The sequence below is a fragment of the Thioalkalivibrio sp. ARh3 genome (assembly GCF_000377265.1).
In the GTDB taxonomy this organism is placed as follows: Bacteria; Pseudomonadota; Gammaproteobacteria; order Ectothiorhodospirales; family Ectothiorhodospiraceae; genus Thioalkalivibrio; species Thioalkalivibrio thiocyanoxidans.
Window position 1 is genome coordinate 147,765 of record NZ_KB897947.1, and the last position, 14,848, is coordinate 162,612.

General features: G+C 66.0%; 20 protein-coding genes and 1 pseudogene. 11 read left to right on the forward strand and 10 right to left on the reverse strand.

Going from position 1 to position 14,848, the window contains the following annotated elements:
• The first annotated feature begins 4 nt into the window (after nucleotides 1–4).
• The gene (locus C995_RS0100670) at nucleotides 5–1,261 is read left to right on the forward strand and encodes an FAD-dependent oxidoreductase (RefSeq protein ID WP_018863091.1); all 1,257 of its coding nucleotides are present in this window, start codon (nucleotides 5–7) and stop codon (nucleotides 1,259–1,261) included.
• Nucleotides 1,262–1,378: 117 nt separating this feature from the next.
• Here C995_RS0100670 and C995_RS0100675 read toward each other — a convergent pair whose 3' ends face one another.
• From C995_RS0100675 to C995_RS0100685, 3 genes are read right to left on the reverse strand one after another with little or no spacing between them, the layout of a single operon-like run.
• Nucleotides 1,379–2,701 carry a HAMP domain-containing sensor histidine kinase gene (locus C995_RS0100675; RefSeq protein ID WP_018863092.1) on the reverse strand — a complete coding sequence of 441 codons (1,323 nt, stop codon included), beginning with the start codon at nucleotides 2,699–2,701 and terminating at the stop codon, nucleotides 1,379–1,381.
• 40 nt (nucleotides 2,702–2,741) lie between these two features.
• Complete coding sequence (locus tag C995_RS0100680) at nucleotides 2,742–3,458, reverse strand: response regulator transcription factor (RefSeq protein ID WP_018863093.1); 717 nt, start codon at nucleotides 3,456–3,458, stop codon at nucleotides 2,742–2,744.
• A complete protein-coding gene (locus C995_RS0100685; protein WP_018863094.1) occupies nucleotides 3,455–3,781 on the reverse strand; it encodes a PepSY domain-containing protein in 327 nt (108 codons plus the stop codon). The genes C995_RS0100680 and C995_RS0100685 overlap by 4 nt, the downstream gene beginning before the upstream one ends.
• A gap of 96 nt (nucleotides 3,782–3,877) precedes the next feature.
• Between C995_RS0100685 and C995_RS0100690 the strand changes: the two genes are divergently transcribed.
• Entirely contained in the window at nucleotides 3,878–4,192 is a 315-nt protein-coding gene (locus C995_RS0100690; protein ID WP_018863095.1) for a DUF2288 domain-containing protein, read from the forward strand.
• A gap of 7 nt (nucleotides 4,193–4,199) precedes the next feature.
• Nucleotides 4,200–4,592, forward strand: coding sequence for a DUF3775 domain-containing protein (locus tag C995_RS0100695; RefSeq protein ID WP_018863096.1), 393 nt, complete (start codon nucleotides 4,200–4,202; stop codon nucleotides 4,590–4,592).
• Between the two features lie 33 nt (nucleotides 4,593–4,625).
• Here C995_RS0100695 and C995_RS0100700 read toward each other — a convergent pair whose 3' ends face one another.
• On the reverse strand, nucleotides 4,626–4,937 hold the full coding sequence (locus tag C995_RS0100700) for a PilZ domain-containing protein (RefSeq protein WP_018863097.1): 312 nt from the start codon (nucleotides 4,935–4,937) through the stop codon (nucleotides 4,626–4,628).
• A gap of 226 nt (nucleotides 4,938–5,163) precedes the next feature.
• Here C995_RS0100700 and C995_RS0100705 point away from each other — a divergent pair, with 226 nt between their 5' ends.
• Together C995_RS0100705 and C995_RS0100710 are read left to right on the forward strand one after the other, a co-directional pair.
• The gene (locus C995_RS0100705) at nucleotides 5,164–5,478 is read left to right on the forward strand and encodes a c-type cytochrome (RefSeq protein ID WP_018863098.1); all 315 of its coding nucleotides are present in this window, start codon (nucleotides 5,164–5,166) and stop codon (nucleotides 5,476–5,478) included.
• Between the two features lie 19 nt (nucleotides 5,479–5,497).
• Complete coding sequence (locus C995_RS0100710) at nucleotides 5,498–6,793, forward strand: NAD(P)/FAD-dependent oxidoreductase (RefSeq protein WP_018863099.1); 1,296 nt, start codon at nucleotides 5,498–5,500, stop codon at nucleotides 6,791–6,793.
• A gap of 78 nt (nucleotides 6,794–6,871) precedes the next feature.
• Here the strand turns inward: C995_RS0100710 and C995_RS0100715 are convergent, their stop codons facing one another.
• The gene (locus tag C995_RS0100715) at nucleotides 6,872–7,072 is read right to left on the reverse strand and encodes a YdcH family protein (protein ID WP_018863100.1); all 201 of its coding nucleotides are present in this window, start codon (nucleotides 7,070–7,072) and stop codon (nucleotides 6,872–6,874) included.
• A gap of 389 nt (nucleotides 7,073–7,461) precedes the next feature.
• Between C995_RS0100715 and C995_RS0100720 the strand changes: the two genes are divergently transcribed.
• On the forward strand, nucleotides 7,462–8,232 hold the full coding sequence (locus C995_RS0100720; RefSeq protein ID WP_018863101.1) for a carboxylesterase: 771 nt from the start codon (nucleotides 7,462–7,464) through the stop codon (nucleotides 8,230–8,232).
• Nucleotides 8,233–8,337: 105 nt separating this feature from the next.
• Here the strand turns inward: C995_RS0100720 and C995_RS0100725 are convergent, their stop codons facing one another.
• A complete protein-coding gene (locus C995_RS0100725; protein ID WP_018863102.1) occupies nucleotides 8,338–9,078 on the reverse strand; it encodes a ferredoxin--NADP reductase in 741 nt (246 codons plus the stop codon).
• Between the two features lie 149 nt (nucleotides 9,079–9,227).
• Here C995_RS0100725 and C995_RS0100730 point away from each other — a divergent pair, with 149 nt between their 5' ends.
• Nucleotides 9,228–9,809: a thioredoxin family protein gene (locus C995_RS0100730; RefSeq protein ID WP_018863103.1), complete on the forward strand. Its 582-nt coding sequence runs from the start codon at nucleotides 9,228–9,230 to the stop codon at nucleotides 9,807–9,809.
• Between the two features lie 109 nt (nucleotides 9,810–9,918).
• Nucleotides 9,919–10,449, forward strand: a complete 531-nt coding sequence (locus C995_RS0100735) for a hypothetical protein (protein WP_018863104.1) — start codon at nucleotides 9,919–9,921, stop codon at nucleotides 10,447–10,449.
• A gap of 94 nt (nucleotides 10,450–10,543) precedes the next feature.
• On the opposite strand, the gene C995_RS0100740 is transcribed toward C995_RS0100735, so the two are convergent.
• Complete coding sequence (locus tag C995_RS0100740; RefSeq protein ID WP_018863105.1) at nucleotides 10,544–10,921, reverse strand: hypothetical protein; 378 nt, start codon at nucleotides 10,919–10,921, stop codon at nucleotides 10,544–10,546.
• Nucleotides 10,922–11,277: 356 nt separating this feature from the next.
• Between C995_RS0100740 and C995_RS0100745 the strand changes: the two genes are divergently transcribed.
• Complete coding sequence (locus tag C995_RS0100745; RefSeq protein WP_018863106.1) at nucleotides 11,278–11,484, forward strand: hypothetical protein; 207 nt, start codon at nucleotides 11,278–11,280, stop codon at nucleotides 11,482–11,484.
• 106 nt (nucleotides 11,485–11,590) lie between these two features.
• Here C995_RS0100745 and nadA read toward each other — a convergent pair whose 3' ends face one another.
• A complete protein-coding gene (gene nadA / locus C995_RS0100750) occupies nucleotides 11,591–12,673 on the reverse strand; it encodes a quinolinate synthase NadA (RefSeq protein WP_018863107.1) in 1,083 nt (360 codons plus the stop codon).
• Nucleotides 12,674–12,807: 134 nt separating this feature from the next.
• Here nadA and C995_RS0100755 point away from each other — a divergent pair, with 134 nt between their 5' ends.
• Nucleotides 12,808–13,239: a hypothetical protein gene (locus tag C995_RS0100755; RefSeq protein WP_018863108.1), complete on the forward strand. Its 432-nt coding sequence runs from the start codon at nucleotides 12,808–12,810 to the stop codon at nucleotides 13,237–13,239.
• Complete coding sequence (locus C995_RS0100760) at nucleotides 13,236–13,775, forward strand: protein disulfide oxidoreductase (protein ID WP_018863109.1); 540 nt, start codon at nucleotides 13,236–13,238, stop codon at nucleotides 13,773–13,775. Before C995_RS0100755 ends, C995_RS0100760 begins: the two co-directional genes overlap by 4 nt.
• A gap of 97 nt (nucleotides 13,776–13,872) precedes the next feature.
• Here the strand turns inward: C995_RS0100760 and C995_RS0100765 are convergent, their stop codons facing one another.
• A complete protein-coding gene (locus C995_RS0100765) occupies nucleotides 13,873–14,172 on the reverse strand; it encodes a HigA family addiction module antitoxin (protein WP_019592239.1) in 300 nt (99 codons plus the stop codon).
• Nucleotides 14,173–14,536: 364 nt separating this feature from the next.
• A pseudogene (locus C995_RS13750) lies at nucleotides 14,537–14,746 on the reverse strand (type II toxin-antitoxin system RelE/ParE family toxin); the annotation flags it as partial.
• Between the last annotated feature and the right edge of the window lie 102 nt (nucleotides 14,747–14,848).

The following is a 14,848-nucleotide window of genomic DNA, read 5'->3' on the forward strand; positions in this document are numbered from 1 at the left end:
ACGGATGCGCGTAGTCGTGATCGGGGCCGGTGTAATCGGCGTGACCTCTGCCTGGTACCTGCAGGAGGCCGGGGCCGAGGTCGTGCTGGTGGATGCCGGCCCTGCCCCCGCGACCGGCTGCAGCCAGGCCAACGGCGGCATGCTGCACGCAAGCCACGCCGAGCCCTGGAACACCCCCGGCGTCGGCCTGGACCTGCTGCGCTTTCTCGGTCGCACGGAGTCACCGCTCCTGCTGCGCCCGCGCGCGCTGCCGGGGCTGGCCGGGTGGGGCCTGCGTTTTCTCTGGAACAGCCGCCGTTCGCTGTTCGAGCAGCACACCCGCCTGAATGCCCGGCTGGCCGCGTTCTCGCTCCGGGAGATCGACCGCCTGCAGCGGGAACTGGCGAGCGAGGGGCTGGACTTCGACTTTCGCCGCTGCGGCATCCTGAAGCTGTTCCAGGACCCGGCCAGCCAGGCCCACAACCGCGCCGCCAGCGAGGCGATGACTGATGAGGACGTGCGCTTCGAGGACTGGGACGTGGAGCGCATCATCGCGGAGGAGCCGGCGCTGGCCCCGGTGCGCGACCGCCTGTGCGGCGGGCTGTTCTTCCCTGGGGATGCGATCGGCGACGCCGCCCGCTTCACCGAGCAACTGCTCGCGATCGGCCAGCGCCGGGGCATCCGCTATTACCCGAACGTCACCGTCCGACGCCTGCGCACCCACCGCGGCCGGATCGACGCGGTGGAGACCTCCGAAGGGCCGATCGCGGCGGCGGCCTGCGTGGTGGCCAACGGCTACCACGCCCCGGACCTGCTACGCCCGCTGGGACTGCATCTCCCCGTCGCCCCGGTGAAGGGCTATTCGCTGACCCTGCCGATGGACGCCGACTGCCGCCTGAACCTGCCGCTGATCGATGACGCCAACAAGGTGGTGATGACCCCGCTGGGGGAGCGCCTGCGCCTGGCCGGCACCGCCGAGTTCGCCGGCCGCGACCGCCACCTGAATGCCGAACGCGCAGCCAATGTCCTCGATCAGTGCCGGCGCACGCTGACTGGCCTGCCCGCAACCTTCGACTGGGAGACGATGGCGCCCTGGACCGGGCTGCGCCCGATGAGTGCCCGTGGCACGCCGGTCCTGGGGCCCACCGTCATCGAGGGCCTGCACCTGAATACCGGGTCCGGCCATCTGGGCTGGACGTTTGCGTGCGGGGCGGCGGCACTCGTGCGTGCAGGGGTGCTGGGCGAATCGCCGTCTCTATCCATGGAAGACCTGAGGCTCTGATCTCGGCCCGGGGCGATGCGTTTCGCTGCGCTCAACACATCCTACAGCCCTTCCTGTCTGTCGTAGGATGCGTTGAGCGCAGCGAAACGCATCATCCGGCACGACAGGCCACCCCGTTTACGATGCCGGGAACACCATGCGGATGCGGGCCCCGTGCAGTTCCGGGGCCTGCTCGATATACAGCTCGCCACCGTGGTCCTGCACCAGGGCCTGGATAATGCTTAGCCCCAGCCCCTGACCGGCCTCGCCATCGCTGCGCACATCCGCTCGTTCACCCCGCTCCAGCACGCGGGCACGATCCCCCGGCGCGATCCCGGACCCGTCATCGTCGATGGTCAGGGTCACCGCCTCCGCTGTGCACTGCGTCGAGATCCATACCCGGCTGGTCGCGTGGCGGATTGCGTTATCCAGGGTGTTGCCCAGGAGCTCGAAGATGGCACCAGGCTCCATGCGCAGGGCACAACCCGGCTCGAGGTAACTGTCCAGATCCACCCCCTGCTGGCTGGCAAGCCGCCCGAGCGCCTGACAGGTTCGTTCGATGATGGGGTTCAAAGGCTCGGGCGCCTGGAAGGGCGCGGGACCCAGGCGCTGCGCCTGGCTGAGTTGGTGCTGCACGATCGCCTGCAGTCGGTCGACCTGGCGGCGCATGTCTTCCGGGTCGGGGTTCTGGCTTTCCAGGTTGAGGCGCAGCGCGGAGATCGGGGTTTTCAGACTGTGCGCCAGGTCGGCCAGGGCATTCTGCTGGCGAGTCAAACGTGCACGCTCGAACTCGATCAGGTCGTTGATACTCCCGGTCAGGGCCTGCACTTCGGTCGGATAAGGGCCCTCCAATCGCCCATAGTCCCCGTGACGCAGCGCCTCCAGGTCACCCTGCACGCGGCGGAGCGGCCACAGCCCCCAGAACCACAGCGCCAGCCCGAGCGCGACGATCAGCGAAATCGTCATGGTCATCAGCCCCTGCCAGAGGCTGACGCGATACTGCTCGACCTGCTCCTCGAATGCCTCGCGGTCCTCCAGTATCTGGAAGGTCAGTCCGACCTGGCCGCCGTCCAGCTCCCACTGCACGGGCAGGCTGAAGGCAAAGAAGTCATCCTCCGACCAGTCACGCAGGGAGACCCCCACCGCAGAGGGGGAACGCCAGAGCGTGCGCCCGTCCGGGCCGAGGATGCGGGCGTAGAGGCCACTGGCGGGCAGTTGCAGCCGACTCTCGGGCAGCATCTCGGGGACGCGTACCTCGTTGCGCCCGACGACCTCGACCAGCCCCATCAGCAGCAGTACCTGGGCCTCCAGGCGAGTCTCGACGGCATCTGCCGCGTTGTCGCGAAAGGCCGCCTCCAACACCCAGGCCGTGAGCAGGGAAAACACCAGTACGGTGACCCCAGCGACCAGCGCCAGGCGCAGGGTCAGGCTGCTGCGGATTTGGCGCAGAGGGCGTCTCATGGGGTTCCGAACACGGGACTGGCGTGGACCGTGCGCAATATCAGGCGCCGCGGGTGGAACCAGACGACGTCTCGGTATCCGCCTCGCGGGCGAAGCGGTAGCCCCGACCGCGCAGGGTCTCGATCAGTCCGAGGCTGCCGTCCGGATCGAGTTTGCGGCGCAGGCGCCCGATCAGCACCTCGATCACGTTGCTCTCGCGGTCCTCGTCATGCTCGTAGAGATAGTCCGCCAGCGTCTCCTTGCTGAGCACCCGCCCGGGCTGGCGCACCAGGGTCAGCAGCAGGCGGTACTCGAAGGTGGTGAGGGAAACCAGCTCGCCATGGAGGCGGACGTCATCGGTGGCCGTGTCGATCACCAGCGGCCCGAATTCCAGCCGTTCCCGGCCGGCCTGCAGGCTGCGCCGCGCCAGGGCGCGCAGGCGTGCCACCAGCTCCTGGATGTGGAAGGGCTTGGTCAGGTAGTCGTCGGCCCCGGCCTCGAGCCCCTCGACCTTGTCCTGCCAGCGGTCGCGTGCCGTAAGGATCAGGATGGGCAGTTGCGGCTTCACCTCACGGGCCTTGCGAATGACGTCGAGGCCATCCATGCCGGGCAGCCCCAGGTCCACCACCGCGATGTCGCAGTGGTACTCGGTCAGCAGGTAAAGGCCGGTGTCGCCGTCCGAGGCGGTATCCACACGGCAGCCGTTGTTCTCCATCTCCTCGGCGATCTGGCTGCGCAGAGCCAGATCGTCCTCGATCACCACCACGCGCAGATTCATGGGTCGAGCTCCGCCCCCTCCTCGATCTTGATCGTTCGTACCTGCTGACTGTCGGTCAGGATACGCACGATAAACACGCGATTCCCGTACTCGGTCAAATCTTCGCGTGCGGAAAGGACCCGGCCCGGGTAGTTGGCCTCGACGCGTGACACGGCCTCGTCCAGTGTCCAGACGGCCGCACGCGGGTCTTCGGTGATGAACTGGGCCTGAGCCGCGAAAGGCACCATCAGGGCCGCCAGCAGAAGCCCGAGCACACCCGCGCCGCCGATGATTCGGCGTCTCCGGCCACCGCCTTTGGCAACGGTCTCCGGTCCGGGGCGCATAGCGGTAGTCTCCGTGATGGTGTGGGCGAACAAACTCTTGCAGCTACAAGGCTATAGGCCTAGCCTGAACGTTATCTGAAACTGGATGTTCCCGTCATGACTCAAGCCCCTGCCTCCTCCGAACCCGAGGTACCCCTGGAGGAAGAAGCCGGCCCCCTGCGCTGGGACGAACTGATGCCACATTTCGCCCGTGGCGTGGTGATTCGCGTGGCCCCCGAGCTGGACCTGATCGAGGTGGCGCGCGCATTTCGCGACGATGCCACGCATCAGGTCAGCGAATGGCTGGCCAGTGATCAGGTCGCACGCGCGACGGATGACGACGCGCGGCGCTGGGCGGCGAACAACCCCGTCTTTACCGCCATCGTCGCCGCCCCCTGGGTACTCGCCCAGGAGCGCAGCACGGCGCACTGACCCGGCCATGGCCTCCCCCCTGGGCATCGAGGACGACACCCTGGCCCGCCTGATCCAGGCGGCGCGGGAGTTCCACGCCAAGGAGGAGGTCGTGTTCCCCGACTCGAACCCCGACACCTCGGACGATGACTGGGCCATGCAGGTCCTGGCGGATCACGCCGGTGACCTGACGCTGCGCGAGCTGGAAGGCACCCTGAGCGGGCTCGGACCGGAATACCAGGCGGAGTTGCAGGCGCTCAGTGCGCTAGGGCGTGGCGACTACGAGGCCGAAGAATGGGAAAGCGCGCTAGAGGATGCCCGCGACGACTGGAGCCCGGACACGGCCCATCGCCTGATTGCCAATCCGATGATTGCGGACGAATGGGAGGCCGGCCTGGAACAGATGCAGGCCGCCGAGTAGGGAACCGTTGCCCCCGCCCGACGGGAGAAGCAATCACGTCCCCAGTGCGGAGGGGTCGAACTGTACTGCGACCCCGTCTTCCATCACACGGACGATCCGGGCCCGTACCCGTGGCGGCTCGCCACCATCCCCGAGCAGACCGAATACCTGCAGCATGAGCTCATCGTCCGGGTTCAACTCCTTCAGGAGGCTGATCCCGGACTGCCCCCGATCCTCCCAGGCCAGAAAAGCCCCGCCACCGGAGATATCATTCGTCGTAAGTCTGACCTGGCTCCCGTCACGGCATTCCGCCACCACCTCGACGGTCATCGGGATGCGCGGATGGCGCCGACGTTCCCCTGTCATGGCCTGTCTCCTGCTGCAGATGCCTTCTCAAGGCATCGAAAAGATAGATAGGTTGTGCTATATCCCACACAATGATCGTTCCATCACACGATCAGGTGCAACTCCAGGCCAACGAACCTGGAAGTACGGCCCAGCCCGGCAAATGCACCGGGTGCGAGGAGTCAGGCAGTACGCAGAAGACTGTCGCCTACCAGAAAGCCACTTTGAGACGGAGGAGTCCGTTACCATGAAGCAATCACGTTTGTTCGTGGCGGGGCTTGTGGCCTCGCTGGCGATGGTTGGTACCACATCCCAGGCAATCGCCGACAATGACGAAATCACCCGTGGCCAGTTGATGGCCGCTTCCTGCAAGGCCTGCCACAACGCCGCTGGCGCCGAGAAGGGCGTGCCCGATCTGGGCCGAATCTCGCCAGAGGTCATCCAGAGCCAGATGCGCGCATTCCGCGATGGCGACCGTGACGCGACCATCATGGATCGTCACGCCAAGGGCTACACGGACGAAGAGATCGAAGCGATGTCGGTCTACTTCGCGCGCTTCTGATCACGGGGGGATTACAACAATGCACAATTTTACTCGACGCCACTTCCTGAAGGCCTTCGGGATTACCAGTGCAGCTGCACTGACCGGTATCGGTTGCGCACCGCACGCAGCCCGCAACGGGGCCAAGGCCCATGTGGTCGTGGTCGGGGGAGGCTCCGGCGGGGCCACCGCGGCACGCTACCTCAAGCAGTTCTCGCCGGACATGATGGTCACGCTGGTCGAACCCAATGCCACCTACGTCACCTGCTACGGCAGTAACTGGGTGATCGGCGGGTTCGAGAGCATGGATTCGATCACGCACGGCTACCACAACCTGCGCGACCGCGACGGCATCGACGTGATCGAGGACAAGGTCGTCGGCGTGGACGCTGACAACCGCACCGTGCGCCTCGAAAGCGGCGACAGCCTGCAGTACGACAAGCTGGTCATGTCCCCGGGGATCGACTTCAAGTACGACGACATGCCCGGCATTGAAGAGGCCGACGCGGAAAAGATCCCGCACGCCTGGAAGGCTGGCGAGCAGACCGAGATGCTGCGCTCGCAGCTGCTGGAGATGCCGAACGGCGGCGTGTTCGTGATGGTCGCCCCGCCGAACCCGTTCCGCTGCCCGCCGGGGCCGTACGAGCGCGTCTCGCTGATCGCGCATTACCTGAAGGAGCACAAACCGCGCTCCAAGATCATCGTGCTCGACGCCAAGGACAACTTCTCCAAGCAGGGCCTGTTCGAAGAAGGCTGGGAGATGCACTACGGCGACATGATCGAGTGGCGTGCTGCATCGGATGGTGGCCTGGTCGAGGAAATCGACGTCGGCGAGATGACCGCCCGGGCCGACGCCGGCTTCGAGCGTGTCCGCGCGGACGTGATGAACTTCATCCCGGCACAGCGTGCTGGCCAGATCGCCCACGACGTCGGCCTGACCAACGACGAAGGCTGGGTCCCGGTGGACCAGCGGACCTTCAAGTCGGAGATGGACGACAACATCTACGTGCTGGGGGATGCCAGCGTGGCGGGCGCCATGCCGAAGTCCGGCCACTCGGCCAACAACCAGGGCAAGATCGTCGCCGCGGCGATCGTGCGCGAGTTGATGGACCAGGAGCCGATCGATCCCTCCTCGGCCAACACCTGCTACAGCCTGATCACCCCGGAACACGGGATCAGCGTGGCGGCCGTGTACAAGTACCAGGATGGGGCACAGGCTGGCGTCGAAGGGGCCGGCGGTGTCAGCCCCTCGGGCGAGACCTCGAGCTTCCGCGAGCGTGAGGCCGCGTTCACCCGGGCCTGGTACGCCGGGATCACCCAGGATATCTGGGGCTAGACCCGCTTACGGCTGCAAAGCAGCAAACGATGGACGGAAACGGCGCCTGCGGGCGCCGTTTTCTTTTTCGGCGATGAGTCAGGCGTTCAGGTCGGGGATCAGGCGACTGCGCAGCCGCTGGATGGCGTCTCTCAGCTGGAGCTTGCGCTTTTTTAGCCGCTGGATCGCGAAGGCATCCGGCGCAGGCTGCTCGTGCATCACCGCGATCGCGGAATCCAGCGCCCGATGCTCGGACTCAAGCTCCGCCAGTCGTGCACGAATCTGACTCTCCGTCTCCAACAGCCCCTCCTTAAGGAAACACTGATTAATGTACGCGCTCGCGCTCGAGTCGCTTTTGCGCGCGAACAAGGCGCGGTGACTGCCGTGCAGTCATTCTGCACAAGGGAGCCGCAACGCCGTTCCCGCGCCCGTTTTCGATAACAACGGGCGGCCGAGCCCCTGCTTTCAATGGCTTGTGGGGTTGGCACCCCAGGTTCCCCGATCCGGCGTTGCGGCCCTTGCCGGTAGAACCACTACCGGCTGCGCACCGCGCCTTGTCTCGGAAAACCTGGGGTACCAACGCGAGCGTGTACATTAGTCAGTGTTTCCTTAATTGTTTGTGCGGGTCACGAGATACATTCAGCTCGCGTATCATCGCAGACCCACCCCGCCCGGACCATCCCGCGCCCATGGCCATCCGCAACACCAGCCTGCCCATCGACACCCCGCGTGGCATCCAGCTGAACGGCGTTCTGGTAGAGCCCAGCGAAGGCCCGCTACTGGGCCAGGCCTGCATTGCACACTGCTTCGCCTGTTCCAAGGACTTTCCCGCGACCGTGCGCCTGGCGCGCGCCCTGGCGGAGGAGGGGATCGCCACGCTGCGCTTCGACTTCGCCGGGCTGGGCGACTCCGACGGACGCTTTCGCGACAGCACGCTCGACACCTATTGCGAGGACCTGAACGCGGCGCTGGACGCATTGCAGCAGGCAACCGGCGAGCCCACTGACCTCCTGATCGGTCACAGCTTCGGCGGGGCCATGGCCATCCATGTCGGCAGCCAGCGCGAAGAACTGGGCGGCATTGTCACCATCGCCGCCCCCAGCCGGCCCGGCCATGTCGCGCATCTGTTCGGTGACATCGCTGCGACCATCCAGCGCGAAGGCTTCGCGCGCGTCAATATCGGCGGCCGCCCGGTCGAGATCGGGCAGCCCTTCCTGGACTCGATCGAAGAACCGACACTGGACGGCGCGCTGGAGCGCATGACGCAGCCGCTACTGCTGCTGCATGCCCCCGGAGACACCGTGGTCAGCGTCGATCATGCCCGCAAGATCTTCCAGCAGGCCCACCACCCCAAGAGCTTTGTCGCCCTGCACCAGACCGACCACTTGCTCTCGCGCCCCGAGCACACCCGCTATGTCGCCGGACTGATCCACGCCTGGGCCGCCAACCTGCTGGATTAACCTCGGCGCACGACACGACTTGTAGGAGGCCAGCCCCCTGGCCGATCGGACGCAGGCAAAACCCCATCGGCCAGAGGGCTGGCCTCCTACACCATGAGCGAGGCTCTACCAGTAGTTCTCGGTGGTGATCTGCCCCGGCTTGCGGCGGCGGTTCTTCTCCAGCCCGCGCTCGCGGAGGATGGCGGCGGTATCCTTCACCATTGCCGGGTTGCCGCACAGCATCAACTGCGAGTGCTCCGGCGCGATCTTGAGGCCGGCGTGATGCTCCAGGCGACCCTCGGCAATCGCGGCCGGGATACGGCCCTCGAGCCCGCCCGGGCAGGGTTCGCGGCTGACGAAGGGGATGTACTGGAACTGTTTCGGGTCGCGCTCCTGGAACTGCCGGATCGTGTCCTGGTAGGTCAGTTCCTCCGCCTTGCGCACGGCGTGGATTAGTCGGATGTTCTCGAAACGCTGCCACGGCGTGTCGGTCTTCAGCATCGACAGGAAGGGCCCCAGCGCGGTACCGGTGGACAGCAGCCACAGATCGCGACTGTCCGGCAGCTCGTCCAGCGTGAAGAACCCCGTGGCGCGCGGCATCAGTTCCACCGTGTCCCCGGGCTCCAGCTGCACCAGCCGGTTGGACAAGGGGCCCTCGGGCACCGTGATCAGGTAGAAGTCCAGCGGGGTCTCGTCCGGGGCATTCACATAGGAATAAGGGCGCGCGACTGGCTCGCCGTCAATCTCCAGGCGCAGCCGATTGAACTGCCCGGCCTTGAACGGCTCCACATCCGCCTCTACCCGCAGCGAGAAGAGGCGGTCCGTCCATTGTTTGCGCTCCTGCACGGTCCCCGTGACCCAGCCCATATTCCCGACTCCATGACTCAAGTATTATCCAGACTGGCGCCGCGTCCGGATGGTTTCAAGCTGTCCTTCGGGCGATGCGGATTAATCCGCCCCGCCCCAATCCGTATAATCGGCGCCCGAATCCCCCATCACAGGTTAACGGAGCAACCATGGCCCGCACCCCCTCGCAGATGATTGAACTGGGCACCGAGGCCCCGAACTTTTCCCTGCCGGACGTCGTCTCCGGCGACACCATCAGCCTCGACAGTTTTCCCGACGCGAAAGGCTACATGATCGCCTTTATCTGCAATCACTGCCCGTTCGTGCAACTGATCCGCCACGAGTTCGCGCGCTACGGCCGCGAATACTCGGACAAGGGCATTGCGGTGATCGCGATCAACTCCAACGACATCCAGGCGGTACCGGACGATGCCCCGGACAAGATGCGCGACGACGCCCGCCGCTTCGGCTACAAGTTCCCCTACTGCCTGGACGAGGACCAGTCCGTAGCCAAGGCCTACCACGCGGCCTGCACCCCGGACCTCTACCTGTTCGACGCCGACCGCAAGCTGTTCTATCGCGGCCAGTTCGACGAGACCCGCCCCGGCTCCGACACCCCGGTCACCGGGCGTGACCTGCGCGCCGCCAGCGATGCCCTGCTGGCGGGCCAGCCCGCCCCCGACCCGCAGCACCCAAGCCTCGGCTGCAACATCAAATGGCGCCCGGGCAACGAACCGGACTATTACGGCTGACGCACCCGCCGGGGCGGGCCGGCCGAAGCGACCGTACGGGAGCGGGCTTGCCCGCGCGGCGGGCGCGCCCGCCGTATACTGAACACACACCCCGAACCATGGCCACCGCATGCCGCCCAGCAACGTGATCGACGGCCCGCGGGTCGCCACCTGGCGCTGCCCCTCCTGCCAGGAGGCGGTCCCGCGCCTGCTGCCCAATGGCGAGAGCAACCGCATCCCGATCCCGCCAGCGCGCATGGCGCTGCCGGACAACACCGTACGCCAGGCCTGCGAACGCGTGCAGGGGCTGCGTGCACCGGAGATCTGCTTTGCCTGCGGCCAGGCCTACCAGGAGCTGCTCGGCACGCTGGTACGCCCGCCGGCCGAGTTGGGCGACGCCCGTGGCGAGCCCGGGCTTAATGACACCGGCATCATCGGGGCCCTGCTGCCGATCGCCGACCAGGGCACACAGATCCTGATCTTCAACGTGGTCAGCGAAGAACTGCGCTGCACCGAGATCGAGCGCCTGGCCACCTTCAACCCCGACCGCCTGACCTACCCCGGTTCGCGCGGCGCGATCGCCCCGCGCATCTGGGCCCTCTACGAGGACCACCTGGCCCAGCTGCACGCCCGGGCGCCCGTCCCGTACCACCCCGAATAGCACTTGTCATCGCGAGGCGCGCAGCGCCGTGGCGATCTTTCGGGGCACCCCCGGGCACTCACATCAACGCGGCGTCTCGACAACACGCGATCCGTTACGCGTGACCGCCTTCCCCGTCATCGTCCCCGGCAGCATCCACACGCGCCAGCATGCGCATACCACCCACCATGCAGCGCAGCGCCTCCAGGGTCTGCAAGTCGAAATCGGCCCCGGTCTCGCCGGGCAGCTGCCAGTACTTCGGCCGGCAGTTCGCGGGACGATGTGCCGGCATGGCGCGGGCCGCAGCCGTGTCGACCGCCACCAGCAGATCGGCCCAGGCCAGATCGGCGTCCGTCACCTCGGCCATCGCGCGCGCCGGGCGCACCTCGATCCAGTCCTCGAACTCGGCCGCCGCGGCCAGCTCTGCCACGCGCGCAGCGCGTCCATCCGGCCGTTCCGCCGCCACCAGCAGGCGCGCACGGCGCTTATACATCTCCACTCCCCAGGGAAACACTGATCAATGTACACGCTCGCGCTCGAGTCGCTTTTGCGTGCGAACAAGGCGCGGTGACCGCCGTGCAGTCATTCTGCACAAGGGAACCGCAACGCCGTGCGCGCACAAAAGCGGCCGAGCCCCTTCGGGGTTGGTACCCCAGGTTCCCCGATCCGGCGTTGCGCCGCTTGCGGGTAGAACCACTACCCGCTGCACGGCGCGCCTTGTCTCGGAAAACCTGGGGTGCCAACGCGAGTGTGTACATTAATCAGTGCTTCCCTAGCAGGTGCTTTTGAATGGCACCGCAGGCCACCGTCAGGCTATAAGCCAATTGATCGAAACGGAGAACGGACGCCATGGCCCACCTCGACTGGTCGCAGTACCCGACAAATGAACTCAAGCTCGTCTACAGCACGCTGCACGCGCAGCTGACGCTGGCGCCCGAGCTGATGGATTCCGACCTGATGGCCGACCTGCAGACCCACCTGCAAAAGGCCGCCAAGGCCGACGGCGTGGATGTCTCCACCCACTCCCAGTGGGCCGCCTGGCTGAACGACCGCTAGCCCCACACACCCCACCGTGGGAGCCTGTTTGCAGGCGAAGCCCCTGCCCGCGTCCGACTCTGGCAGCCGCATTCGCCTGCAAGCAGGCTCCTGCAGGGACGCCGCGTCAGGCGTCGCCTTCGGTGGCCTTGCGGTGTTCGGCGGCGAAGTCGAGCATGCGCTGCGTGGCCACCAGGGCCTTCTGACGCGCGGTCTCGTCGACGAAGATCTCGTTCTTCGCCGGTTCCGCCGTGTCTTCCAGCGTCTCGGCCAGCGAGACCAGGTCGTTCATCGCCATCCACGGGCAGTGGGCGCAGCTGGTACAGGTGGCGCTGTGGCCGCCGGTGGGGGCCTCGATCAGGGTCTTGCCCGGGGCCGCCTGCTGCATCTTGTAGAAGATGCCCTTGTCCGTGGCAACGATGAATTCCTGCTCCGGGCGGTTCTTGACCGCCGCGATCAGCTGGCTGGTGGAGCCCACCACGTCGGCCTGATGGATGACCTCGCGCGGGGACTCCGGATGCACCAGCACCGCCGCGCCGGGATGGCGGCCGCGCAGATCCTCCAGCGCCCAGGAGCGGAATTCGTCGTGCACCACGCAGGAGCCGTCCCACAGCACCATGTCGGCACCGGTGGTGCGGCGGATATAGTCGCCCAGGTGCTTGTCCGGGGCCCACAGGACCTTCTTGCCCTGGTCGCGCAGATGCTCGACCAGCGGCACGGCGATGCTGGAGGTGACGACGTAGTCGGCCTGTGCCTTTACGTCCACCGAGGTGTTGGAGTACACGACCACGGTGTGGTCCGGATACTGGGCGCGGAATTTCGCGAACTCGTCGGCCGGACAGCCGAGATCCAGCGAACACTCGGCCTCCAGCGTCGGCATCAGCACACGCTTTTCGGGGCTCAGGATCTTGGCCGTCTCGCCCATGAAGCGCACCCCGGCCACCACCAGCGTCTCGGCCGGATGTTCCTTGCCGAAGCGGGCCATCTCCAGCGAATCGGACACGCAGCCGCCGGTCTCGTCTGCCAGACGCTGGAGGGACTCGTCGACGTAGTAATGCGCCACCAGCACCGCGTTGCGCTCGATCAGCAGGCGCTTGATACGACGCACCAACTCGTCGCGCTGGGCATCGGTCAGCGCATGCAGCGAGGCCGTCACGTGATCCGTGCGCGGAACCTGGAAGATCGGAATTTCGGCCACCGGTGCAGTCATGGGTCCTCTCACCCCGGCATACGGGGTAGATTATCGTTAACTAATAGTACGACAGGCTCGCGGGCGCTGTCGTTCCTACACATTGTGGGGGCGTCCCCGCGCATCCCAACCCGGGCGCCTATAATGCGCCGGCCATGACCGACCTGAAGCAGCAATACAAGGCGATGACATTCGAGGAGCGCATGGACCTCGCCCTGTCCGCGAACCTCGAGGCGCACTGGCGACCGCTGCTGGTGCGCGACCAGCACGCCCAGGTGAAGGCCTACTTCTCCCGCCGCATGGACCTCACACCCGAGGAGGTCGCCCTGCTGCTGGCCGACCCCAACCAGACCGTGCGCCTGAACTGCGCCAAGCGGCCCGATCTGACGCCGGAACAGGTCGAGGCCTGCGTGAACGACCGCGACCCGAACCTGCGCTACTTCGTCGCGCGCAATCCACTGCTGACAGACGCCCAGCGGGAACAACTGATGGATGACGAGGACGAACTGGTGCGCATCGCGGTGCGCAAGGGCCCGAAAAAACGCGGGACCCGCGCCCGCCCCGGACAGGCCGAGATGATCCGTTGACCGAGACCCGCCCCGAAAAACCGAAACGCCCGAAGCCCTCCCGGCGCCGCCGCGCCCTGAGCTGGGGCATCCAGATCGGGATCGCGCTGGTGATCTTCCTGGCCGTGCGTGCCTGGATGGCGCGCGACATGGTCGAGGGCCCGGCGCCCGAGTTCGAGGCACAGCTACTGGATGGCACGCCAGTAACGCTCGCGGACTACGCGGACGAGCCCATGCTGCTGCACTTCTGGGCCAGCTGGTGCCCGATCTGCCGCCTGGAGGAAGGCGAGATCGTGCGCCTGTCGCAGAGCCACCCGGTACTCACGGTGGCCATGCAGTCCGGCACGCCGGAAGAGGTACTGGAGCACCTGAACGAACGCGAGCGCCAACTGGCCGTGATCAACGACCCGCAGGGCGAGCTCGCTTCGCAGTACAACGTCCGTGGCGTACCCGCGACCTTCATCATCAACCCGGATGGCGAGATCGTCTTCCGCAAGCAGGGCTACGCCCCGCCCCTGGAGCTGCGCCTGCGCCTCTGGCTCGCTCGTTGGCTGTAGGGAAAACTGAGCAGTCTCACGTCGAGACGGTGCAATTCGCTGCGCTCAGCGCACCCCACGCCGACCTCATGTCCACCCGCGCCCTCGCTGCCGCCACTCAAGCCGCCCGCGGCTCAATTTCACGACGCACGCGTTCCGAAAGTTCGAGTTGCGCCTGCCTCAGTTCATACTCGAGCTGGAGGTTCAGCCAGAAACGCTCGGAAGTGCCGAAATAACGCGCCAGCCTCATGGCCGTGTCAGCCGAAATGCCACGACGCTCGCGCACAATGTCGTTCATGCGCGTCGTCGGAACATGCAATGCCCCAGCAAGCGCGTTCACACTGAGATCCAACGGGGCAAGAAACTCCTCGCGCAGGACCTCGCCTGGATGGATGGGTCGCATACCGCTTGTGCTCATGGTCTAACCTCCCTCCGGAACCCTTCAGTGGTAATCGACGATCTCCACATCCTCGGGACCTTCGTCCGTCCACCGGAAACAGATGCGCCACCAGGGAAACACTGATCAATGTACGCACTCGCGTTGGTGCCCTCTGTTTTCCGAAACAAGGCGCGGCGCGTAGCGCCGTAGCCATTCTACGGCCAAGCGGCGCAACGCAGGATCGGGGAACAGGGGGCACCAACCCCACAGGGGCTCGGCCGCTTTTGCGCGCGCACTGCGTTGCGGCTCCCTTGTGCAGAATGACTGCACGGCAGTCACCGCGCCTTGTTCGCACGCAAAAGCGACTCGAGCGCGAGTGCGTACATTGATCAGTGTTTCCCAAGGCGTTGATTCGGATGCTGTGCTGCCCTTCGCGGTCGCCAGACAGGGCCTCCAGCCGGTTCCCCGGCGGAGACCGCAAATCCTGCAGTGTCTCCGCCGCTTGAAGCTGAATCAGCTTGCGCTCCACGATTGGTCGAACGTTCGACCAACGCCGACTCCTGCCCGTTTCGAACAGCGCCCGGGTTTCCCTACACCGAAAGCTTCTGATCATGGAAACAGAATATAACGCTTAACGGTAAACGGCAAACTAATGGTGCAGTTCGCTGCGCTCAGTGCATCCTACGCTTCACACCCCAACCGTAGGATGCGTTGA